The sequence below is a fragment of the Rheinheimera gaetbuli genome, assembly GCF_054781935.1.
The window spans coordinates 328,369-349,951 of record NZ_BAAGTL010000006.1; the positions used below are offsets into that span (position 1 = coordinate 328,369).

At 47.1% G+C, this 21,583-nt stretch carries 23 protein-coding genes and 1 riboswitch; of the genes, 4 read left to right on the plus strand and 19 right to left on the minus strand.

Annotated features, from left to right (window positions below; genetic code table 11):
• Window positions 1-3: 3 nt before the first annotated feature.
• From tssL to tagH, 4 genes are read right to left on the minus strand one after another with little or no spacing between them, the layout of a single operon-like run.
• The gene (gene tssL, locus ACYVIC_RS06445; RefSeq protein ID WP_460858340.1) at window positions 4-1,317 is read right to left on the minus strand and encodes a type VI secretion system protein TssL, long form; all 1,314 of its coding nucleotides are present in this window, start codon (window positions 1,315-1,317) and stop codon (window positions 4-6) included.
• Window positions 1,318-1,347: 30 nt separating this feature from the next.
• The gene (gene tssK / locus ACYVIC_RS06450; RefSeq protein WP_460858342.1) at window positions 1,348-2,676 is read right to left on the minus strand and encodes a type VI secretion system baseplate subunit TssK; all 1,329 of its coding nucleotides are present in this window, start codon (window positions 2,674-2,676) and stop codon (window positions 1,348-1,350) included.
• Window positions 2,677-2,701: 25 nt separating this feature from the next.
• Window positions 2,702-3,181, minus strand: coding sequence for a type VI secretion system lipoprotein TssJ (gene tssJ / locus ACYVIC_RS06455; protein WP_460858344.1), 480 nt, complete (start codon window positions 3,179-3,181; stop codon window positions 2,702-2,704).
• Between the two features lie 47 nt (window positions 3,182-3,228).
• On the minus strand, window positions 3,229-4,515 hold the full coding sequence (tagH, locus tag ACYVIC_RS06460; RefSeq protein WP_460858345.1) for a type VI secretion system-associated FHA domain protein TagH: 1,287 nt from the start codon (window positions 4,513-4,515) through the stop codon (window positions 3,229-3,231).
• Window positions 4,516-4,766: 251 nt separating this feature from the next.
• On the opposite strand from tagH, the gene ACYVIC_RS06465 reads away from it, so the two are divergent.
• A complete protein-coding gene (locus tag ACYVIC_RS06465) occupies window positions 4,767-6,776 on the plus strand; it encodes a serine/threonine-protein kinase (RefSeq protein WP_460858347.1) in 2,010 nt (669 codons plus the stop codon).
• 10 nt (window positions 6,777-6,786) lie between these two features.
• Here the strand turns inward: ACYVIC_RS06465 and ACYVIC_RS06470 are convergent, their stop codons facing one another.
• From ACYVIC_RS06470 to ACYVIC_RS06490, 5 genes are all read right to left on the minus strand, one after another.
• Window positions 6,787-7,614, minus strand: a complete 828-nt coding sequence (locus tag ACYVIC_RS06470; protein ID WP_460858348.1) for a cobalamin-binding protein — start codon at window positions 7,612-7,614, stop codon at window positions 6,787-6,789.
• A complete protein-coding gene (gene cobO, locus ACYVIC_RS06475) occupies window positions 7,611-8,216 on the minus strand; it encodes a cob(I)yrinic acid a,c-diamide adenosyltransferase (RefSeq protein ID WP_460858350.1) in 606 nt (201 codons plus the stop codon). Before cobO ends, ACYVIC_RS06470 begins: the two co-directional genes overlap by 4 nt.
• 8 nt (window positions 8,217-8,224) lie before the next feature.
• Window positions 8,225-9,217 (minus strand): FecCD family ABC transporter permease, encoded by a 993-nt coding sequence (locus ACYVIC_RS06480; RefSeq protein ID WP_460858352.1) that lies wholly within the window; start codon window positions 9,215-9,217, stop codon window positions 8,225-8,227.
• Window positions 9,214-9,996, minus strand: a complete 783-nt coding sequence (locus ACYVIC_RS06485; protein ID WP_460858354.1) for an ABC transporter ATP-binding protein — start codon at window positions 9,994-9,996, stop codon at window positions 9,214-9,216. The genes ACYVIC_RS06480 and ACYVIC_RS06485 overlap by 4 nt, the downstream gene beginning before the upstream one ends.
• 77 nt (window positions 9,997-10,073) lie before the next feature.
• Window positions 10,074-10,250, minus strand: a riboswitch (cobalamin riboswitch).
• A gap of 79 nt (window positions 10,251-10,329) precedes the next feature.
• A complete protein-coding gene (locus tag ACYVIC_RS06490) occupies window positions 10,330-10,719 on the minus strand; it encodes a hypothetical protein (protein WP_460858356.1) in 390 nt (129 codons plus the stop codon).
• 182 nt (window positions 10,720-10,901) lie between these two features.
• Between ACYVIC_RS06490 and ACYVIC_RS06495 the strand changes: the two genes are divergently transcribed.
• Window positions 10,902-11,345, plus strand: coding sequence for a SirB2 family protein (locus ACYVIC_RS06495; protein ID WP_460858358.1), 444 nt, complete (start codon window positions 10,902-10,904; stop codon window positions 11,343-11,345).
• A gap of 143 nt (window positions 11,346-11,488) precedes the next feature.
• Here ACYVIC_RS06495 and ACYVIC_RS06500 read toward each other — a convergent pair whose 3' ends face one another.
• From ACYVIC_RS06500 to ACYVIC_RS06515, 4 genes are all read right to left on the minus strand, one after another.
• Window positions 11,489-11,869 (minus strand): hypothetical protein, encoded by a 381-nt coding sequence (locus ACYVIC_RS06500; protein WP_460858360.1) that lies wholly within the window; start codon window positions 11,867-11,869, stop codon window positions 11,489-11,491.
• Window positions 11,870-12,027: 158 nt separating this feature from the next.
• Window positions 12,028-12,891, minus strand: a complete 864-nt coding sequence (locus tag ACYVIC_RS06505) for a reverse transcriptase domain-containing protein (RefSeq protein WP_460858387.1) — start codon at window positions 12,889-12,891, stop codon at window positions 12,028-12,030.
• A gap of 343 nt (window positions 12,892-13,234) precedes the next feature.
• A complete protein-coding gene (locus ACYVIC_RS06510) occupies window positions 13,235-13,639 on the minus strand; it encodes an MAPEG family protein (RefSeq protein WP_460858362.1) in 405 nt (134 codons plus the stop codon).
• 117 nt (window positions 13,640-13,756) lie between these two features.
• The gene (locus tag ACYVIC_RS06515; RefSeq protein WP_460858364.1) at window positions 13,757-14,272 is read right to left on the minus strand and encodes a hypothetical protein; all 516 of its coding nucleotides are present in this window, start codon (window positions 14,270-14,272) and stop codon (window positions 13,757-13,759) included.
• A 53-nt stretch (window positions 14,273-14,325) separates the two neighbouring features.
• Here ACYVIC_RS06515 and ACYVIC_RS06520 point away from each other — a divergent pair, with 53 nt between their 5' ends.
• Both ACYVIC_RS06520 and ACYVIC_RS06525 read left to right on the plus strand, forming a co-directional pair.
• Window positions 14,326-15,252 (plus strand): tyrosine-type recombinase/integrase, encoded by a 927-nt coding sequence (locus tag ACYVIC_RS06520; RefSeq protein WP_460858366.1) that lies wholly within the window; start codon window positions 14,326-14,328, stop codon window positions 15,250-15,252.
• Entirely contained in the window at window positions 15,242-16,330 is a 1,089-nt protein-coding gene (locus tag ACYVIC_RS06525) for an IS91 family transposase (protein WP_460858389.1), read from the plus strand. Before ACYVIC_RS06520 ends, ACYVIC_RS06525 begins: the two co-directional genes overlap by 11 nt.
• A 297-nt stretch (window positions 16,331-16,627) precedes the next feature.
• On the opposite strand, the gene ACYVIC_RS06530 is transcribed toward ACYVIC_RS06525, so the two are convergent.
• The 6 genes from ACYVIC_RS06530 to ACYVIC_RS06555 all read right to left on the minus strand — a co-directional run bounded on the left by ACYVIC_RS06530 (window position 16,628) and on the right by ACYVIC_RS06555 (window position 21,491).
• Entirely contained in the window at window positions 16,628-17,041 is a 414-nt protein-coding gene (locus ACYVIC_RS06530) for a helix-turn-helix domain-containing protein (protein WP_460858368.1), read from the minus strand.
• 104 nt (window positions 17,042-17,145) lie between these two features.
• On the minus strand, window positions 17,146-17,652 hold the full coding sequence (locus ACYVIC_RS06535) for a hypothetical protein (protein WP_460858370.1): 507 nt from the start codon (window positions 17,650-17,652) through the stop codon (window positions 17,146-17,148).
• 569 nt (window positions 17,653-18,221) lie between these two features.
• Window positions 18,222-18,722 (minus strand): hypothetical protein, encoded by a 501-nt coding sequence (locus ACYVIC_RS06540; protein ID WP_460858372.1) that lies wholly within the window; start codon window positions 18,720-18,722, stop codon window positions 18,222-18,224.
• Complete coding sequence (locus tag ACYVIC_RS06545) at window positions 18,715-19,311, minus strand: GNAT family N-acetyltransferase (protein ID WP_460858374.1); 597 nt, start codon at window positions 19,309-19,311, stop codon at window positions 18,715-18,717. The genes ACYVIC_RS06540 and ACYVIC_RS06545 overlap by 8 nt, the downstream gene beginning before the upstream one ends.
• 563 nt (window positions 19,312-19,874) lie before the next feature.
• Window positions 19,875-20,171, minus strand: coding sequence for a hypothetical protein (locus tag ACYVIC_RS06550; protein WP_460858376.1), 297 nt, complete (start codon window positions 20,169-20,171; stop codon window positions 19,875-19,877).
• Between the two features lie 156 nt (window positions 20,172-20,327).
• Window positions 20,328-21,491, minus strand: coding sequence for a serine hydrolase domain-containing protein (locus ACYVIC_RS06555; protein WP_460858391.1), 1,164 nt, complete (start codon window positions 21,489-21,491; stop codon window positions 20,328-20,330).
• Between the last annotated feature and the right edge of the window lie 92 nt (window positions 21,492-21,583).

Below are 21,583 nucleotides of genomic sequence, written 5' to 3' on the forward strand. Positions count from 1 at the left end.
GCGTTACTGCAGCAAGTCAATTTCAACGCGACGATTCAGTGCACGGTTCGCTGCGCTGTCATTTGGCGCTATTGGGTTGGCATCGCCATGCCCTTCAGGCCACAAGCGACCACGAAGGTCAGCGCCGGACGCCAGCGCATCGGCCATAGCGTTGGCTCGCGCCAGAGATAAATGCCAGTTTGACGGGTATTTGCTGGTAAATATCGGCACATCATCGGTATAGCCACTGACCAGGACTCGCCCCTCAGTACCTTCCAGCGCGCGGGCTATTTTTGTCGCTACCGGCATAAAGCCTTCATTGATGCCAGTACTGCCTGGGCTGAATAACTGATCCAGGCCTACGCGAATACGCACCCGGTCTGGCAATTCAATTACTTGCAACAATTCACGCCGCATTTCAGTTTGCAGCAGTTGCTGCAACCGAATGGCATCCTGGTGTGCTTTAGCCGAAGCCGGTTGGCTGGTGTTGTCTTGTTGCCAGCTAACCAAATTATTTAGTTGCCGGTGTACATCATTGGAATACTGATTAATTTGGTAATTCAGGTACATATAGCAGCCTAATAAGGCAGCTGCGACCACCGAGGCCATGACCCAAAGAGGAAACTCATCGGTAAGCTGATTCGCCGCCACTACCTGGCTGCGCCAACCGGGTGATAACTCGCGTGCCGGCTCCCCCCGCACTGAGCGGATGGCTTTAAACGCACGCTCCCGACACTGCTCGAGTTTTTCGTAACCACGTTCTTCCACCCGCATCTTGCCAACAAAACCAAACGACAAGCACAAATATTGCAACTCCAACAGCGGCAGATGTGTTTTCGGCTCGGCAATAGCTGCATCGAGTAAGGTAAAAAAATACTCACCACCAAAGGTTTCGTTGTGAAACGTCGATAGCAGGCTTTCTGCCGCCCAGTCACTGTTGCCGCCCCAACTGGTGTTAAGCACCGTTTCGTCAATAAATGCACACATACAATAGCGCGCGTTTTCAATCAGCTCACTGGCAATGCCTTTGTGGCGTAACTGCTGCTCGTATTGATTAATCAGCTGGGTACACTGGGTTTTCAATGTGACGACATCGGCATGTTGTTGCGTACTACGAATGGGAGACACCAACGAAAACAGCGCCCCCGCTTCATCAATCAGTACATTGTCACTTACCGATAGTACCTGCAAACGCTCACGCTGCTCAGTGCTGCGCACATTAGCAGAAAAGCGGGTTTTATCATTATCGTCATCAACAGTGGCAACCGCCGCTACTGCAGCGGGTTTAACCAAGCCCTTGCCACCTGGGCGGGGTTTCATTACCGTTTTATCAGACATATGTTGTCATCCATGTTTGTCAGGCTGCGCTTAAGCTTTAATCGCCCATAGCTCCAGTTTTAATCCGGGATAATTGCCTGACAAATGCAGCGCCAGACCGCCGCTGTTTGCCAGCCGCTCCCAGTAAATGCTGCCTTTGTCCAGCTGAAAATAATGATAACCGGCATGGTAGGGTACCTGACGCGGAGCCACGGGTAAGCCGGTAACAGCAATACCGGGCAACTGATTATTTACCAGTTCACGAATGTGCTCTACAGGGCCTATTTTTAGTCGTGCGGGTAAGTGTTTGCGAATATCATCTGCAGGTAAATCAGCGGATACGGCAAGCACAAATTGAGCGTACTCCAGCAGTGTTTTATCGGTCAGTGGTGAGACTAAAATACCAAACTTAGCCTGCTCCAGTGGCAAGGCTTGCGCGGTTTGCTCCAATACCACACTGAGCGTCTGGTTCATAATAACGCCGAGGTTGCCAAACACCGTGGTTAAGTCATCATGTTGATACCGCGGAAACTGAGGTGGCCGCTTCTGCCTGGCAGTAAAGGTTGCCAACTCTCCCAACATTGACACCATTAGCCGATATAGCGCCAATGGATGCTCCAATACGCCGGTTTTCAGGTGGTGTAACAGCGGTTCATAGCGGTTAAGCACTTGTAGCATTAAAAAATCTGCAATGGAGTTTGCCGTGCCCTGCCCTTTGCCTAATCTGTCGGCTAACGCTTCAGCGCGCTGACAAAGCATACCTAAAGCTTCGGCGACAAAGGCTTTTAACTCGCTATCCTGAGCAATATCCAGCAGCGGCGGAATATACTTTTTAACCAGCTGCACTTCACCTTGCTCGCTGACTTCTTTAATACGTGCCAGCGGCAAGCAGACAAAACCACCTCTGTCTTCCGACTCCAGCTTAAACAACAAACGTAACTTTGCCAGCTGTAACAACTCAGTAGCCTCTTCTGACAAACTGTTGTCGGCTACGCCGTGTTCAGCAAAACAAAAACGGCTGATATGATTTTGCTCAGCACTACTGATATTCTGGCTGCGGCTTTTATCCAGGGCCAGGCACAGGTAAATTTGTTGGTCGCGGCAACTTTTATCTATCTGTACCGGCTCGGGTAATGCTTCTACCTCGGGTAAGCGCAATACAGTGCCATCGCTAAGTATGGCGTCAAGTTGAGTTAAACCAAACTGGCCAAATTTAAGACATTGATGATCAATGCTCAGCCGTCGCACACCAAACCCATAGGGTAATTGCATAGCGAATTGCTGCTGTCGGCTGTATTCAAAGTAGCGCTCTTGCTGCTGAAAGTGTTGCGGCCTTAAAAACAGCCCTTCAGTCCAGGCAATGCGGCTATAGTCACTCATAACGACTCCCTGTATCTGTTAACATTTATTTGCGTTCAACATCATGCTCGCGGATATATACCGCCAGCTTGTCAACATAAACGTAAAAGTCGTCATAACCTGTGGGTTTCACATCTACCACAGCACGCCATCTGGCGCCCTCGATATCACGGTATGCGGCCACCACGGCAACCGCTTTAGTGGCTGGCTGCAAGGCCATTTTGTATTCACTGCGCTGGCCGGGTTCAAAAACCAGTTCATCTTTTTTTAGTAAATCTGTGCGTAACACCGTTTCAGGGCTATCATACAGGGCAAAAAAATCCTGATTTTCTAACACCGTTTTTGATGCCAGCTCGTAAACCCGAACAATAACCGGCGATGGTCTGTTATCAAAATCCGGATTGATATCTGCAGCTACGCGAAAGTGCAGCGTAGTCGTGGGCGGAAAAGTAGCATACACCGCCTGACATCCAGCCAGAGTCAGCGCAGTTAACCAAACGAACAACCACATTTTTACCAGTTTCATTGTTACCACTCCATGATGTCTCGGTGTAAAGTGTGTCAATACAAGGTCTAAACCTCGCGGCGTAAATACGCTTCGTAGGCGGCGATAAAATCATCATTCACGCCACTGTGCTCTTTGCGCTGCACCTCTTCTAACAGTTCCTGATGCAACATCTTGTATCTTGCCCAGCATCGTGCCTGGCGCTGTGCCGGGTTAAGTTTGTCAACAAAGCTGCCACCAATATCAGACGCTTCCAGCTTTTCCGGTGCCAGCTGAGCCAACATGCCGGCCATAGCACCATGTGCGCCGGCAATAATAGCCGCTTCGTGCTGGCTGATATCATCAAAAGCTTCGGCAATAGCTTGTTTCGCTGGCATAAAGCTACTGCCAGGGCGGTTAAATAAGTTGTAAAACGCATCGTCTATATTGGCTGAGAATTTTAGCGGGTTGTTTTCACGTTGCTGAAAGGTGGTTTGATTCACACGAAAACGGTTTTTCACTTGCGAGCGCTCACGCATAACACTAAGCACCCCCTGCAGCGACTGCGCAAATGCCAGGCCTAATTGTTCCCACCAGATAACCGAGCCAAGCGATTGCGCATCCACATCTGCCACAGCCAAACCACGTAAAAACGCCTGCATGCAACTATCATCAACCGTGTTAGTGCGACTGACGGCTTTGACGCGGGTAAGCGGTAATTCCGCCTGCTGCTCCGTTGTGTTTCCAACATGCGGTTGCGGCTCATCTACCAGCCAGCTATTGTCCCAATCATCCGGGATCATCGCGGTTGGCGCAGTAAAATGCTGATCCATATCAACGCGTTGTGTTTGTGCGGCGCCAGTGCCCGCTGTTTCGGCATCATGCCGGGTGCCTGGCATAACGCTGTGATTACGGCCGTTCAGTAGCGGTGCCATCAGATCATCAATAAGTAAACCTGGCGTCTCCTTCGCTGGGGTATTGGCTCTGTGGCGGGCAGCACGGCTATAGCTATCCGCTTCAACTGCTGCAGACTGCTCAGCCTTAACGGGTGCAGCGTCCACCAGGGCAACCTGAATTTCATAATCGCCCAGACAAAGAATATCACCATGCTGCAGCAGGTGGCTGTTGCCTGCCCCCAAGGCCTCAACCGAACGGTTAACAAAAAGACCATTGGTAGACTTATCCACAATACTGTAACTGCCTGCGTTGAAGCTAATTACTGCATGAACACTTGATACCACCCGCTCAGGATCCGGCAAGTACCAATCGGATTGCTCTGAGCGGCCAAGTGAACCTCCGCTGCTGTCAAACCTCTTCACTGCAACCTGTCTTGGTGACAACCTGTGATAACTCAGTACTGACAATTCAAGTAACATATCCGTTTGCCTCACCTGATACTCCCGCCACGCACACCACCAAAGGTTAACCGTTTAGCACATTTTATTTACCTTTAATCAGCGCGAAAGGTTAAGTTAAATTTATTGTAACGTCAATAGCTGAAGCGTTAACACGAAGGCAAGATAACACAGTGACAACTTAGCGTCAGTGTGAAATAATTGCGCAAATTTGTAATCTGTTAATGACAGAAATTGCAACAACAGCTGGGCGCCGTGACAAGGAGTAACACATGACAACATTGGAACACACCAGTGTAGATACCAAACAAAATGCCGGTGCAGATGCCGACAAAACGCGCTATGCGGTAAAAATTTCTCCATCTGGCACTGCAGCCTCAACCGCTGCCAGCACATTGCAAACCGGACAAGTCATTAAAGAGCGCTATGTACTGGAAGATAAAATAGGCTCTGGTGGCATGAGCGATATTTACCGCGCCACCGATCTTTTTTTACAACAAGCGGGTGTTAGCGAGTGCACGGTCGCCATTAAAGTACTGCAGCCGCAATTTGTAAATCAGCCTGAAGCGTTACAGTTACTGTTGCAAGAAGCTCATAAAACCCAGCAGCTGTCGCATCCGAATATAGTGCGGGTGTTTGATGTTGACCGCGATCAGCAGCACTATTTTATCGTGATGGAGTTTCTTGACGGTGAAAGTCTGGAACAGGTTATTAAACGGTATAAACCCAAAGGTTTACCGCTCAAATCTGCTATAAAGCTGCTAAAGCAAATTGCCGACGCCCTCCGTTTTGCACACCAGATTGGCATTGTCCATGCCGATTTAAAACCAGCCAATATCATGGTTAACCGCTCTGGCATCGTTAAAGTACTGGATTTTGGCGTATCGCAACAATTGCAGCTAAATCATGACATTTATGCCGCCGAGCAACACAACCACAGCACGCCGCTTAGCGGCTACACACCGGCTTATGCCAGCCCACAGTTGCTTGCCGGTAAAACCCCAAGTGTCAGCGATGATGTGTTTTCATTTGCCTGCCTGTGCTACGAGTTACTGAGCAGCAAGCACCCGTATGAGCGTCTGCCTGCCGATCAGGCACTGCAGCAACAAAAGCGAGCGCTAAAGCCGGCGCACGTAAATCTGCTGCAATGGCAGGCATTGAAAAAAGCGCTGCAATTTTTACCAGAACAACGCAACATCAGCCTGGCACAGCTGATGCACCGTTTACAGTTTAATCTGTGGTTACCCGCAGGCATCAGCGCGGCTGTGCTTGCTCTGGCATTTGGGGTGTCACAATACCACGGCGGCCAGCAGCAACAGCTGGCATTACTTAGCGATAAAGCAAGCCAGGCAGAGCAACAGCAGCAGTTGTTTCAGCAGCTCAGCGCTGCCAGTGCTGCACAACTTTTGCAGCAACTTGATAATCCTGATACCCCAACCTGGTTACGCCAGGCACTGCTGCGTAATCAACAAACTGCCGTGCTTAGCCATTTTGAACAGCAGATTGATACCCTAATCAGCGACCGTAGCTTTAGTTATCCAAATTATCCGCAAATTGAGCAGCTATTGGCACAAGCATCAACCCTTTACCCAGACTCACACATACTGGCACAAATTGGCAGCAGCATTTCGCGCAGTAAACAAACTGCGATTGACGTACTTCGCAGTCAAATGCGCCAACTGTTGCTGGAGCAACAATATCAGCGCCAGGCTCAGGGGTCAGATCCCTATAAAATTCTGGCTGAATTAAACCGCATCGACAGTAGCTACACCGTGCGACCGGAAGACGCGGAGGCCGAAGCCTATATAAACGCCTATCAGCAAGCGGTAGCAGAAAATGATGCTGCAGCATTGCAACGACTTATTGCAATCGGTAAACAATTATTTACCGGCCATAGCGATACACAAACATTGGTAAAACAAGGCATGGTACTTGCGCAGGCGGTAGATGATATGGCTGCTTACCGCTTGGCAGTTGAGCAGGGAAGCAATGTGCAGTTTCCGTATCAGGCAGCAGAATTATTTTATCAACACAGCTTTAATTTATTACAGCAACAACTAGCCGCCAGCAGCAAAGCAATTGAGGTAGATCTGGTCTATGACAAGCTACAACAGTTTAATAATCTGGTGCCCGCCAATTTCTCGCTGCATGTTGCTATACGGCGCCAACTGGCGGATAAATACCTCAGCATGTCGGCAGAATTGTTGCAATCTAATCAGGTACGCACAGCTGAGCGCTTAATGCGCCGGGCAAATGAGCTAATGAGCAGCATTAACAGTTAAACAATACGCATCAGCGATACGCATCCAGTGCCTGGCACAGCTGGCTAATACCCAGCAGGGTGCGTCGTGTGGTGCGGTACAAATGGTCGGCATTCAGCGTGATAAACTGCTGCTGCTTTACAGCCGGTAAGCTGGTGTAACGATGCCAGTAGCTAAAATCCGCCGCGGCACCTGCACGGCTGGCCTGAATAATCACCTCAGGCTGCGCTTGCAGTACCTGCTCTATTCCTACCTGCGGATAATCACCTTTTACGGTAGCAAAGGAATTGTCTGCCTGACACAGTTGCAACATTTGTTGCGGCCAGGCGCGGTTTGCCACAGTACTTAGTGGTGCTACTCCCATAGCAAAAAATACCTTAACAGGTTTTTTATATTGATATTGCTGGCTAAGTTGCAGCAAAGCAGCAGCAAAGTCAGCAGACTGCTTTGCCCCTTGCTGTGGGTGACCACTAAGCTCACCCAGCATTCGCAGCTCGGTACTGATATCGTTTAGCGTAACAGGATCAGAAAAAGCCACCCGCAGCCCCAACTGCTTCAGCCGGTTTACATCGGCAACCGGTGTACCACTGCGCCAGGCAATAATCAGGTCCGGCTGCAGCGCCAGTATTGCCTCAACATTTACCCCGGCAAAATTTGCTACCCGTGGTAATACCTGCGCTTGAGCCGGATAATCACTAAAATCACTCACCGCAATCACCTGCTGCCCGGCACCGACAGCATAGAGCATTTCAGTAATGTGTGGGGCCAGCGCGACAATCCGCTGCGGTACTTTTGGCTCGGTCACGGCCAAACAATCTGCACCGAAACACAATAAGAACAACGGCAGCAACAATCTCACCAATCCAGTCCCCGCTGCGCTTTAATACCGCTGTCGAAGGCATGCTTCACATTTTGCACTTCACTTACTGTGTCAGCCAACTCAATGATACGACGGTGGCAGGCCCGGCCGGTGATTATCACGTGCTGTTGCGTCGGCCGGTTAATTAACGCCCGCTCTACCCGTTCCAGTTCAATATAATGATAACTAAGCATATAGGTAAGCTCGTCCAGTAACACCACATCGATAGCGGCATCAGCTAAATACCGCTCAGCTTGCAGCCACACTTGCTCAGCAGCCGCCATATCTGCAGCTTTGTCTTGCGTATCCCAGGTAAAACCGGTTGCCATTACGGCAAACGTCACACCGTGCTGCTGCAACAAGTTACGCTCACCGCAGTCCCAGCTACCTTTTATAAATTGTGCCACAGCGGCGCGCATACCATGGCCAACAAAACGCGCTACGGTACCAAAGCCAGAGGTTGACTTGCCCTTGCCATTGCCGGTAATAACCAATAGTAATCCACGTTCATCGGTGGCGGCAGCTATGGCTTTATCCACTTCTGTTTTTAGCCGCTGCTGCCGGCTTTTATGTCGTTGTTGTTTCTGTAATTCATCAGTCATAGGCTGTGTCAATGTCCCCGGCTTCGCATCATCAGTAAAAAAAACACACTGCCAAGCAAAGAGGTAATAACCCCAAGCGGGATCTCTTGCTGTGGCAGCACCGTTCGGGCCAGATTATCTACCCAAATCAAAAATATTGCCCCTGTAAGCACGCTGCCCAGTAACAATGGTACTGCTGTAACACCAAATAACTGCCGCACTATATGTGGGATCATCAGCCCCACAAAAGCAATACCGCCACATTGCGACACAATAATCGCAGTAAGCAGCGCGGTGGCGAGCAACAATATTAACCGTATCGCCACGGTGTTAACTCCCAAAGTTCGGGCGCTGTCATCACCAAGCAATAACGCATCTAACTGACGACGCAACGCCAGTGCCAGCAACAGTACCAGCACCACCGCAGGCAGCAATAACCACACACTGTACCAATCGTTGCGGCTTAAACTGCCCATTAGCCAAAACATAATGCGGTTGGCGGCAAAAGGCTCGGCGAAATAAAGAATAAAACTGCTAATGGCACTGAGCATAAAAGACACCGCCACCCCTGCCAGCAAGGTAATTTCCATTTTTTGCCAGCGCTTACCACTGCAGGCAGCAAACACCAGCAATACAGCAAACAACGCCCCCACAAAGGCGCCAGCTGCCAGGCTAAACTGGCCAACCGGTAACACCACACTTACCAGCGTAGCGCCCAGGCCAGCTCCGGCCATCAGGCCAAACAGGTAAGGATCTGCCAACGGGTTGCGGCTGACATTTTGTAAAATTGCACCGCAAATAGCCAAACCGGCGCCTACCAGCATGGCACAGAGCAACCGTGGTAAGCGTATTTGCCAGATAATCGTATCGTTAAGGCCAGGCACAGCGTTGGCAAATGTCAGTACACGCCACAATTGCCCGGCATCTATTGCTGCGCTGCCAAGCAATAAGCTGATAAACAAGCTGCCCAGCAGCACTATAATGCCGCCAAACATCGCCTGGCTATAATAACGCTTACTCATAACAGTGCTACCGGATGACTAAATGCCGGTGGTATAAAGCTGACCTGCAGCCGGCCATGTTGCTGATTAATCTGGCAGGGCAAGTCAAACACGCGTTGCAAAATATCATGCTGTAACACCTGCTGTGGTGTGCCAAATATCACCTGAGCGCCCTGATGCAGTAACAATAACTTATCGCAATACAACGCCGCTAAGTTTAAATCATGTAAACAGGCCAGTGTTGCTACCGGCAGCTCGCGCACCAGTTGCAGCACCTGATGCTGATATTTAACGTCAAGATGATTAGTTGGCTCATCTAACAGTAATAACCGTGGCCTCTGCACCAGTGCTCTGGCAATAAATAATCGCTGTAGCTCACCGCCAGATAAGGTATCCACCAGTTGCCGGGCTTTGTCTGCCAGACCAACTTTGCCAAGCGCACGCGCGACAATAGCACTGTCATGGCTGGTGTTTTGCTCAAACCAGCTTTTATGCGGCAACAAGCCCATACTGGCAACTTGCTCTACGGTTAGCGCAAACAACGGCAAAGCAGTTTGATTAACTACCGCCACAGTGCGAGCCAGTTCAGTAGCATGGTAATGCTCCAGTGGCTTGTGGTGCAGATGGATCTGGCCTGCAGATGGCTGCAGCGCACGCTGAATAACACGCAACAGGCTGGTTTTGCCAGCGCCGTTAGGGCCGATAATGCCGATAAACTCGCCATCGCGAAGCGCAAAATTAATATCCTGCAACACGGCTTTATCCGACAACTGCAAAGATACTGCAGACAGTTTCAGCAAAACTCACTCCTGACAAAAGCAGCAGCCAGCCCCGCCAACAAACGGTGCAGACGCTGCTGTGAACTCCCGCACAGCGGTGCATAAATGGGTGTATGGCAGGTCTCCTGACTCAAAGTGATAACCCACAATCTCCTTCCCGGCGCTGGCCAGTGGTTTTTGATTGCAGCACTTATTACAGTTGCGGGTACAGTGCAGGCATCTCACCTGCTTCCCTTTTCAGCGGCGCAAGCCGCACCAAAACGCGCTTAGTGTAACAGAATTTATCTGCCGCAGAAAAACAAACCGCCGGCATATAGCCAGCGGTTTGTAACGATACTATCTAACTTAGGCGTCTTAATTAAGCGCGCTAAGTAAGGTTTTATCCAGGCCATCTTCGTTCAGAATTTTTACAATCGCCTGACAGTGCTCAATAGTAAAATCACCCTCAGCAATCTGCGCATTCAGCATATTGCGGCGCTTCATTACAATATCGGCTACCATTTTCTGGTTGTCCGGATGATCGCCTAACTTTGCTGACAACTTATCCAGATGCGGGTACAAATGTTTTTCTGCGTCATAAGCAGCAGCACGCACTGATGGATGAAAGTCCTCACAGGCATTTAAATTCAGCAAATAGAAATTAAGATAACCGGCCACTGTTACCAGTTTATAGTCTTGTGTATTGGCAATTGCTGTACCAGACAATACGGCAGAGGCGATAACGGCGCTGACCCACTTTTTCATTTTGACTTCCTGTTGTTCCGCTTGTGTTGCTATTCAATCTAAACAGATTGTGCCATTTTTGCAATCGTAACGCGTTAAAAAGCTCAGGTAGGTGGTGCGAAATGTTTACCACATCAGCATCGTCATCCCGGGTAAAAAACGCTATATTGACCGGCAAAAATATAATCTTGGGGAAATACACGATGTACATGATAATAAAGCATACCCACTTAACCTTAATTGCACTAACACTGGTGTTCTTTTTAATCAACTTTGCCTTAACCATTAAAGGCTCTGACAAGGTTAATAGCAAATTACTGAAAATTGGCCCGCATATTTTATATACGCTGTTTATTGCCACGGCTATCTATCTGATAAGTGTCAATCCACTGCAGTTGTATCCGTTCGTTAATGGTTGGGCGTCTTCAAAACTCGCTGGTTTCGTACTTTATGTACTTTCTATTACGTTTGCTTTGAAGTGGGCAAAATCGAAAATGTGGCGCATTGTGGGTTTTCTGAGCGCGCTGTTCTGGTTTGTGATGAGTGCCCGGCTGGCCTATGCCCATCGACTGAAAGTAAAAGGCTCTGGCGATGATGTAAATGCTTATATTGATGCAGCACAGTCGATGATATTGGCGATAAGTTAGCACTGAAACAAGCCCCTGCACTGCAGGGGCTGCAATACCGCAAAGGCGAGAACGTTTTGCTGACGATAATACTTTTTAAGTAAATTATTCCAGCGGCCGAAGGCGCGTTGTGCCGGCGTTTGTTATGCCTGACTCGGACCATCTTAATATTTAGATTTTTTAATGATTAAAGGGACTTGTGACGCAAACCACTCTTTCTCTTTGGCTCCAAATGTCGTTTTACGCCCATTTAACCTGTAGTGATAAACAATAGAACCTTGGCGTTCTTTTATCGTGAGCTGATGTTTTCCGATGTTATCTGCAACAACTAACTCGATCTGAGTATTTTCGGGTAAAAATAATAGTTCTGTTTCTTCTGCGTTAAATCGAATTTTTTCTTTTATAACACGAGAAGGGGCCGTGATATGTAAATAGAAGTTTTCTTCATCTACAGTATGGCGATGTCCTGGCCAAGTAATACATGCCGAAAGGGCAAGGCTTAGGCAAGCTAAAATAACTAATCGAAATTTAAAAAATACTGACATTTGCTTTCCCTGTTGTTATTCCTGAGAGTGCAGATAATCTTTCAGCCGGCAATCGTGGTCGAACGCCCCATTACTGAGCCGCCCCCACACAGATCCGGACGTGCGGAATTACCGCATCCGGCTCTTCAGTTATATATTCACTCGTGTAAAACACGCACTTAATACCAGTCAACCTGGATAATTCGCCTATTGAGCCACTTGAATAAGCTCTGTAGTACATAGCTGTATAGTCTATCTAAGCTTCGGCTGTTGTCTGGTAGCCCAAAGTAATTTCGATACCCCAGCAATTTGCGTTTGAGTTGCGGTAGCCACAGGTTCAGTTTTATTGAACGCTTGGCTTTGATGTACTGGTAGAACTCGTTTAGGCTCGACCGTAACTTTTCTGCTGCGGTACGTCGTCTTAAGCGAGGTCTGCCCTGTGCATCTTTTGCCCAGTAAAAGGCAAAACCCAGAAACACAAATTGCCGTTTACGGCTGGGATGAAACCGACTAAAGCGCAGCAGTGAGGTTTTATCTTCTGCCACCTCTAAGTTAAATTTCTTCAGCCGTTTTGGCAGTACCTTGTAAAAGCGCTCAGCATCATTGGCGTATTGAAACGCACACACAAAGTCATCAGCATAACGAATTAACATCGCCCTGCCACGCATCCTCGGTTTTACTTGCTTTTCAAACCATAAATCTAATGCGTAATGCAGGTAGATATTCGCCAGCACGGGGCTGATAATGCCACCTTGCGGCGTGCCACTTTGCGGGCGTTCGAACTGCCCTTCCGGTGATTTTATCCGGGCTTTCAGCCACTGGCTAATCACATTCAGGATGGCGTTATCATCAATACGTTGCTTGAGCATTCGTATCAGCCAGTCGTGGCCTAAGTTGTTGAAGAAGCCTTTGATATCGGCTTCAACAATATAACCATACCCTCGGTACTGGAGATTAAGCACCGTGCTTTCTACCGCCTGATGGGCGCTTTCATTTTGGCCGGTAGCCATAACTGTTGGGCATAAAGTCCGCTTCCCAGATATGTTGTAATATCTGGCTTACGCCTTGTTGCACCAGCTTATCATCTACCGTAGGCAAGCCCAGTGGGCGTTGTTTGCCATTCGCCTTGGGGATAAATACCCGCTTTATGTCATTCGCACGATAACGCTTATGCTTTAATGCTTCGCTTAACCGGCTAATGTGGCTTACAAGCGATCATGGCCTAACTCGCCCCGAATTTACTGCCGCTAGCCAGCGCAAACAAAGCCACTCAGGCTGCCATCGATATATCTACTATATATAAGCAGAAAATCCAAACACCGGGCTTGTCCAACAACAGGATTAAGTCGCGGCTGCGCGCGACCTATCCTTGTTTATTAGGGCGCTCTAAAACCAGCAAAATGCCCCCACAATGAAGATCCCAAGGAGACAGATGGTGCTAATGGCAAATGAAATGCTACGCAACAGTTTGAGGTTGGCATAGTAAGAAGCCATATGCCCCCAACGACCGATCAAATAAACCACAGCAAAACTATTGACCCAAAAGGGGTTTGCTGAAGATAACATAGCGAATGACATAAATAGAACAAGAATTCCTAAGGTTTCATTGCTATTGGCAAACACTCTACTTGCACGGAACAAAAAATTATCATGACTTTGTTCGACCTGTGTTCCTGGTACATGCCCTTGTTTAATGCTGACAATATCGGCAACCAGCAACTGGATATAAAACGTAAATCCAGTAAGTCCGAGGACTAAAATACTAGTTTTATAAGCCACCATCCATTCCATAAAAACCTCTGAGAGTAATAATTTAGAATTAGCCTTAACGCCCAAATTTAGCGCGGAAAGCCGCGCAGCGGGTTGACGTCGCAGCCAGCGATTTATGCTGGCGATAAAATTTGCTTGTTAGAGCTTTTCTGCATTCCGGTGCTCTTTAATCATTTGATAGTACGCTCTTGAAGATTGAGAGAATGCCAAGCCGGACGAGATACTCAATACGATTAAGACCGTTACCGCTAAAAATATCAATATCCCAATACTAAGATTTTCATTGCCAAAACTCATGCATAAACTACCAATTCCACCTAAGGAAACCAATAAAAATAGAATGACAGAAGCCCATCGAGCTATTTGACTATTTAAAAGCAAACCAACTAAGACAATAGTAAAAATAAGTACTCGAATCGACATGACAAGAAATCCGGATTCAGTCGCAGCAAAAATACTCAACATAATGGTTGTCGCCACTAACACTATCATTGCTTTTAACCAAACTGGTCGAGGCGTATCCAAAGTTATCTCCAGAGCTCTAACGCGAAGCACACGGGCGGAAAAACGCGTTAGCGTTTGACGTCCCAGCGGCCGCAGGCCGCGAGTGATGCGCCTTGTTGAACGAAGCCGCTCTGCGGCAGAGTGGATCATCAGCTGTACTTCTTACGCCCTTCAATGGTGAAGGGTCTGTAAGGAGTATTATCATGAATACCAACGAGCAACACCGCTTTAATAATTTGTATCAAGAATATCTCAATGCATTAATCTTGCAAGGAAAAAGTCCTAAAACGGTTGATATGTATAGCCGTTATCTGCGACAGGTTTCGCTATTTTTTGATGCCTGCCCTGATGCACTTACCGCTGCTGAGCTTAAAGGCTATTTTCTGAAACTGGTGGAGACCAAATCCTGGAGTGCGGTTAAAATTGCCCGCAACGCCATTCAGTTTTTTTACCGCCATGTGCTGAATAAACCCTGGGATTGGATACCCATTGTTAAACCGCCTGTGGTGCAAACGCTGCAAGATGTACTGTCACCTGCTGAGGTGGCGGCCATTATCAATGCGCCCCGTGAACTGCGCTATCAAACCTATTATTGGGTCACCTACAGCTTAGGTTTACGTTTAAGCGAAGCGCTGAACTTAACCATCGCTGATATCGACAGCCACCTGATGCGGGTGCATCTGCGCTTTACTAAAAGCAAAAAAGACCGCTTTGTGCCCTTGCCACAAACCACCTTAGCCGCACTGCGCCGCTATTGGGCTACCCATCGTCATCCCACATTATTGTTTCCCGGCGGTAAAGCGCCGCATGTGCGGGAGGGTAAACCGATGGTGATGGATAAAGGCGGCGTTCAGAAGACCATTAAAATCGTCGCGAAACACTGTGGCATCAGCAAAAACGTGCATGTGCATACCTTAAGGCATTCGTTCGCCACCCACTTGCTGCAGCGCGGTATCAGCTTACGTGCCATTCAAACACATTTAGGCCATGCCAGCCCCATTACCACCGCCCGCTACACCAGAATGACAGAGGAGGTAACGCAGAACAGTGCCCTGATGATTAATGACATGCTAAGTCTGCTGCACATTACCTGGGCAGACGCCAATGTACCGGAGGTTGCTGATGAGTAGCTTAGCCGCCATTTTACGCGAGCAGCACAGTGCGCTTATCCAGCAATATGGCGCTCGCATGCAGACGGTGCACCACCGCGCCATTGCGCACATCCTCGCGTGCCATACCCCGCAGTGCGGTGAAGTTCATAGCCATTGTCAGGACTGCCAGCTAGATACGATGCACTATTGCTCTTGTGGTGACCGGTTCTGCCCGGCGTGTCAGCACAACGCCAACAGTGACTGGCTTGCCCGGCAACAACAAAAACTGCTGCCGGTTAATTATTATCTGGTGACCTTTACGCTGCCCCGGCAACTACGCCCTTTTATCTGGCATCACCAACGCTGGGCTTACCCGGCACTGTTTGATTGTGCCGTAGCCGCTTTACAGTCCTTCTTTATGCGCGATAAAAAGCTACAAGGCCATGCCGGCTTAACCGCCGTGCTGCACACCCATGCCCGTAATCTGGATTATCACCCGCATGTGCATCTTATTGTGCCGGCAGGCAGCCTGAATAAACGCCGTAATCTCTGGCGTGAAAAAAACAGCAAATACCTGTTTAAAGCCGACAACTTAGCCAAGGTGTTTCGCGCTAAGTTTATTCATGCACTGACACAGGCTGGCTATCACTTGCCATATCAATGCCCACAAAAGTGGAATGCCGATTGTGAATATGTCGGTAGCGGTAACAGCGCCTTAACTTACCTGGCCCGTTACTTGTACCGCGGGGTGATTAGTGAGGACAATATCTTGTCTTATCAGCAAGGCAGGGTCACCTTCAGGTACAAAAACAGCACCACTAAGCAATACCAGTGCATAACTGAACCTGCCGTCGATTTTTTATGGCGTGTACTGCAGCATGTGTTACCCAGAGGCTTTCGGCGCACAAGAGACTATGGTTTTTTACACGGCAACGCCAGGCGCACCTTATTGCGCATTCAGTTGTTGCTTAAAGTGCGATTATCACCGCCACCCAGCCGGCAACTGAGCCAAAAATGTTGTCCGCATTGCCATGGCCAGTTACGCATAATCTGGGTCAAACATCACCGAGCAGCAACGACAGCAAAGCAAAAACCACAGGTAAAGCGAACCGACTAAGCAAAGGAATGCGCAAAGGCACAGGATGCGCCCCACCCAAAGTGGAAGCACTGAACCAGGGGGGTGAATAACGGCTAAATGACAACGTACCAAAACAACGAATTGCTACTGACAAAAGCGGCGATTATAGTCCAGCTCGGCCTGAATTTACTGCCGCTAACCAGCGCAACTACAGCCACTCAGGCGGTCACCGATATATCTACTATATATAAGCAGAAAACTCAGACACCGGGCTTGTCCAACAACAGGATTAAGTCGCGGCTGCGCGCGACCTATCCTTGTTTATTATGCATTATTTTACCAAGCATCATTCTTGTCGCCAAACCTGATAATCCAACCTGTTAAGTATGCAGCTAAAAAGAAAGCTGGGGTTGTTATTATGTCTGGTTTTAAAAACCATGAGCCAAATGCAATTGTGAGTAATATAAACTCTGTTACTTGCACATGACGCCTGGAATTAACCCCGAACATATTAGCCCTGAACCACCAAGGTAACTTTATCCATTTCTCCGATTCTTTATCTATCACGGTAATCTCCTCTGTTAATTTTGAAATATCTAGTTCAAATACAGAGGCAAGGCATTTTAATGTTTCAATACTCGCTTTTTGACCACTTTCGACACGTTGAATAGTACGAACATTTAAACCCGAGTATTCAGCAAGTTGTTCCTGAGACCAACCATTTTTATCTCTCAGCTTTTTTACAATCATAATAATTCCTCATCACTCTGTGAGGCCATAATCATTCAAACAGCTCACTGTCGGCAACGACTTAACCCCGACAGCGACACGACATTGCAACATAACGCCCAAATTTAGCGCGGAAAGCCGCGCAGCGGGTTGACGTCGCAGCCAGCGCTTTTTGCTGGCGATAATATTTGATTGTTATATTGGGCCATTGCCAACCCTTGATTGATTTTATGCTGTATGTAAATTACATGAAAAATTGACGTGATCAATGGTTTTAACCATAGCTTGTCACCTTTACTTGAACCCGTTATCAAATTAATGCGATTACGCACGACAATTATCCAAGTTACATCGAAAACACTTGAAACAACGTGAATGCCGATTGTTCCTATTAAAATGTTTGGGTCATGAAGATTGGCTAAACCATAAATCAAACTACCCAAGTGTATGACGAACATGAAAATAGTTAATACAATGAATAGGTTAGAAATTTTGTAATCGGTTTTTTTATTAATCAGGCTTGAGAAATGATATAGCTTATATATTAGGTAAGCTCCAACGGTCAGTATGCAAAGTACTAAAATCTTTAAAGCTGACTCAGCTTCAAATACTTCAACAAATCCTTTTTGCATTTACTCTCCGAAAGTGAAAGCACATCAATACTACAGCCCAATATAACGCCCGCAGCACAGGCCGAAACCCGCGCAGCGGTTGAGGTCCAGGCCACGTAGTGGCCGTTTGTGACTGCGCTTGTTAGGTGCCAACACTATCTTTCCAAAGTACGGCTCTTGTTAGAATGACGCCACAATTGTCACATGGCAACTGAGTAAGATTGCTTATAAATGGTAGAAATTCACGCTTAACATGAAACCTGTCTGGTATGGCACACCAACCATGACTATGCCCACACTCCGTACATACTGTCTTTTCCAAATGTACAGGAACATACCCGCTCTCGGTTTCTAGAACGATGCAATTTGATATGCGTTTTCCATTAGTGAATTTGGCTTTATTTAATTGGTTATTCGCATCAATAACTTCTTGAAAAGGTGGGACCACTTTCTGCATATCCCAGTCACCTACAACCAAATTGGCTATGAACATCTGTGCCACCTAACGCCGTGGTTTGGGGCCGTAGTGGAGCGCCAGCGAAACGGAGGTCCCAGCCGAAGGCGACAACACCACCTTGTTATGTTTTTGGTTAGGCATATTTGCTTAAGCCTATTTCATAGTGTTCTTTGAAGAAGTCTTCAAGATTATCAGGCCAATCCGTTGTCCTTTCACAGATGGCTTTCACTTCTTCGTAGTAAAAATATACAAGGGGGAGGCCTTCGCTAACCTTTGGGATACTAGCCGTTTCTTCTGAATCAAGGTGAGCAACAAATTTATCTCTATATGACCGAAAGCTCCCATTGATTCGATCTAGCTCCGTTTGATTTATGTTAAGAGAGTTAAACATTTTTTCTTTAAAATCTTTATGAGGGTTCATTACTTTCTTCCAGTGCTGGTGGTCATTGTGATCCCCAAACAACTTACACCACTCTAAAACACAGATATCTAGAAAATTTCCATTTAGCGAAATCCAGAACTGGTCTTTACTTTTAAAGCCTTTCTCATTCCATCCGGCCTTGTAATATGCGTAGTTTCGAACAAAGTGACAACAAAGCAATCCGACTCGTCTTAATCTCTTAGTTCTATCCATACTTCACCCTTTGGGAAACATAACGCCCCGCGCATGCGCGCGAACTTGTGAGCGTCGCAGGGGCCGCAGGCCCCGAATGACGCGGATTGTTAGGCACCAACTCATTGACAATAAAAGTATAAAATGGCGAATCTTCTTCTATCAGCTCTCGCACAGAATTAAGCTGTATTCGTTTGGAAACCGCTTTGAAAAAGCGTAAAGCCAATTCATTTTCTTTAAATGTCGATGCCGCCATTGGTTGATCGACTTCATTAAATATTTGACGTACAGCCTCTAGCGCTATCCAACCGCCTCGATATTTTGGCAGAATAAAAAAGTCAGCAAGTTCCCAAATAGGACGCTCTTCCAATTCAATCCTATCAAGCAGAACAAAACCCACAAGAATTTCACCAACCCAAATTAGGTGAGCTTTTGCTTCTTTAGAGTCAACATAAAGCTCAAGATCTGACGCCGTACACCCGTCATACAGTCCGTTGCTACAGATGTCTTCCTTGCTCCAGCTTGTTGATTCAAAATAATAAAGCTGGAGCAACCGTTGCAAAACCATTGTTTCAGACAGTTTCAGATTTGTAAGTCTAACTTTTGGCATGATTCATCCTGATTGCCTAACGCCGAATTAAGCTGCTACCAACGCACAAAGTCATTAAAGCAATGCACCGTAATCACTAAACTCTTTTGGCACCGATTTAGCCACGCGTTGGTAGTCAGGCTTGAATTTCTTGTTAGGTTTTACTATTTAACCTTTACCCACTTGGCAAAGAATTCCGCTAGATTAACGCATTGCGCTGAACCAATTCCAAGTATTTCTCTTAATTGGACAGCCAAATGCGACTAACCTAAAAACAAACAATGAAGTCAATTCCATTGATTAAATCAAAGCGCTTTTGCGCCAGAGAAACCTTCAACCGACCGGCCCCATTTTCCAAGGAAGCAACCCACGAACTTTGACATGAGAAATGATTAAAGAAACGTGATGATTTGGGCGAACCAAGCCGATTTGCTGAAAGCCGTAAACAAATGGCTAGAGAAATCCCCAAATCTTTTCCCCAACCATTACGCTTTTTCTCTTCGTAAACCTAACGCAAAGCTTTGGGGCGACTGAAGCGCAGCGTAAGCCGTCCCAGCCACGACAGTGGCGACAATAGCGCCTTGTTATACATAATCTTTCAACAACTTATGAAGCGCATCTATACGCTTGTTGATTTTTTTGCTTTCTGCATGCAATTCGGTGCTCATACCAAATATAAGAATTAAAAAAACATACAATACAGGCTGCTGCATGATTTCTGGATACATCCATATTAAAAATGCTATGCCTAAAACCATGCCAGCAAATCTGATGATACTGCCTTTCCAATTTGGGCGGAGCTTCTCGAACTCATCTGATAGTGCTTGCTTCTTTTGCATGCTATTAAAAAGTGAATGAGCTTCAACGTGATCTTTGTTCATCAAATGTACCTATTGTGATGTATAACGCTCCGCGCATGCGCGCGAACTCGCAAGCGTCGCAGGGGCCGTAGGCCCCGAATGGCGCGGTTTGTTATGCTCTCTTTGCATGGTTAAAAACTAACACCGGATGACAAAATTTAAAATCACCCAGTTTTGTCATTGAATATATTCTTTGCGAACAACATTTGATAATTTAGGCATCAAGCTTTGCTGTAATGGAGTATTAGTCACGTACATTAAAACCACACCGTCATCAATATAATTATATATATCCATATCAAAGAAATCGTTGGCGCCACCATGATTGATTATTCTTCGCGTACCAGCCTGATTCGCCCTAACCATCCAGCCATACCCATAAAATACTCCCGACGTCACCTCAACATACGGCGAATACAGTTTATCTTTTGAAGCTTCAGACAAAATCGAGTTGTTTGCAAGAGCCAAGTACCAAAGGTGGAGATCATTTAGAGTGGACAGTAAGCCACCATTGCCATGCAGAGACCACCAAGGTCCATCTTTTGCCCAAGATTGCTCAACAGGCGTTCCCCACCGGTCGCTTATTCCAAAAACAGAACCGACACCAGCCAGCAATCGATGATGACGATAACGAGAGTCTCTTTGGTAACCAACAATGAAGTCTTGCTCACTCCATGATGGAATTCGATAGCCTGTATTGTTCATACCCGCAGGTAAAAACAAATGTTCATGCAAAAAAGCTTCATAGCTTTGACTACTAGCTTTCTCAATAACAAGGGCTAGCAAGCTGTAACCAATGTTCGAGTAATTAAAGGTTTCACCAGGCCTTGAACGAAGTCGCGAGTTAAGTGCATGCTGCTCAAGTTGCTGACGCGTTGCGGGCGTGTAGTCGCCTTTGTAGTTTGCTTTGAGGCCTGCCGTATGAGTTAAAAGTTGATGCAGTGTAATACCTTGTTTTTCAGCAGGCACATTATCAAAGAACTGCTCAAGCGTATCATGTACTGACAGTGCACCTTGCTCTTCGAGCTTTAGAATGGCTGCTGCAGTAAACTGCTTCGTCATAGATAAGATATCGACAACAGTATCAGCAGTAAAAGGTCGTTTATTTTCCTTGTCGGCATAACCAATGCCTTGCTCAAACAACTTCGTTTGTCCTTGAGCTACAAGAACCATACCCGAAAAACCAGAAGTCTTAGCATCCTCATACCAGTCAATCAGCGGCTGTCGGGTATCAACGCTGGATGCTGCGCTAGCAATCAGTCGATCATTCTCGGGTTCATCTGGCTTGCTGTTGGCTATTGAACACGATGCGACTAGTGTTAGTGATAGCAGACCGATCACGATTCTCAATGCTTACTCCTTTTGCATAACGCTTTAGCGTTTTATCCGGCGCGTTGTTCAGTGACGGCTAAACGCCTGTTGAACGGCCCGGT

Bases quoted from the DNA above. Each gene is read 5' to 3' on its own strand.
- ACYVIC_RS06545 (WP_460858374.1), bottom strand. From the start codon at position 19,311: ATGCCAAAAGTTAGACTTACAAATCTGAAACTGTCTGAAACAATGGTT.
- ACYVIC_RS06520 (WP_460858366.1), top strand. From the start codon at position 14,326: ATGAATACCAACGAGCAACACCGCTTTAATAATTTGTATCAAGAATAT.
- ACYVIC_RS06550 (WP_460858376.1), bottom strand. From the start codon at position 20,171: ATGAACAAAGATCACGTTGAAGCTCATTCACTTTTTAATAGCATGCAA.
- ACYVIC_RS06515 (WP_460858364.1), bottom strand. From the start codon at position 14,272: ATGATCCACTCTGCCGCAGAGCGGCTTCGTTCAACAAGGCGCATCACT.
- ACYVIC_RS06490 (WP_460858356.1), bottom strand. From the start codon at position 10,719: ATGAAAAAGTGGGTCAGCGCCGTTATCGCCTCTGCCGTATTGTCTGGT.
- tssJ (WP_460858344.1), bottom strand. From the start codon at position 3,181: ATGAAACTGGTAAAAATGTGGTTGTTCGTTTGGTTAACTGCGCTGACT.
- tssK (WP_460858342.1), bottom strand. From the start codon at position 2,676: ATGAGTGACTATAGCCGCATTGCCTGGACTGAAGGGCTGTTTTTAAGG.
- ACYVIC_RS06500 (WP_460858360.1), bottom strand. From the start codon at position 11,869: ATGTCAGTATTTTTTAAATTTCGATTAGTTATTTTAGCTTGCCTAAGC.
- ACYVIC_RS06495 (WP_460858358.1), top strand. From the start codon at position 10,902: ATGTACATGATAATAAAGCATACCCACTTAACCTTAATTGCACTAACA.
- ACYVIC_RS06465 (WP_460858347.1), top strand. From the start codon at position 4,767: ATGACAACATTGGAACACACCAGTGTAGATACCAAACAAAATGCCGGT.
- ACYVIC_RS06510 (WP_460858362.1), bottom strand. From the start codon at position 13,639: ATGGAATGGATGGTGGCTTATAAAACTAGTATTTTAGTCCTCGGACTT.
- ACYVIC_RS06540 (WP_460858372.1), bottom strand. From the start codon at position 18,722: ATGGATAGAACTAAGAGATTAAGACGAGTCGGATTGCTTTGTTGTCAC.
- ACYVIC_RS06535 (WP_460858370.1), bottom strand. From the start codon at position 17,652: ATGCAAAAAGGATTTGTTGAAGTATTTGAAGCTGAGTCAGCTTTAAAG.
- tagH (WP_460858345.1), bottom strand. From the start codon at position 4,515: ATGTTACTTGAATTGTCAGTACTGAGTTATCACAGGTTGTCACCAAGA.
- cobO (WP_460858350.1), bottom strand. From the start codon at position 8,216: ATGACTGATGAATTACAGAAACAACAACGACATAAAAGCCGGCAGCAG.
- tssL (WP_460858340.1), bottom strand. From the start codon at position 1,317: ATGTCTGATAAAACGGTAATGAAACCCCGCCCAGGTGGCAAGGGCTTG.
- ACYVIC_RS06480 (WP_460858352.1), bottom strand. From the start codon at position 9,217: ATGAGTAAGCGTTATTATAGCCAGGCGATGTTTGGCGGCATTATAGTG.
- ACYVIC_RS06530 (WP_460858368.1), bottom strand. From the start codon at position 17,041: ATGATTGTAAAAAAGCTGAGAGATAAAAATGGTTGGTCTCAGGAACAA.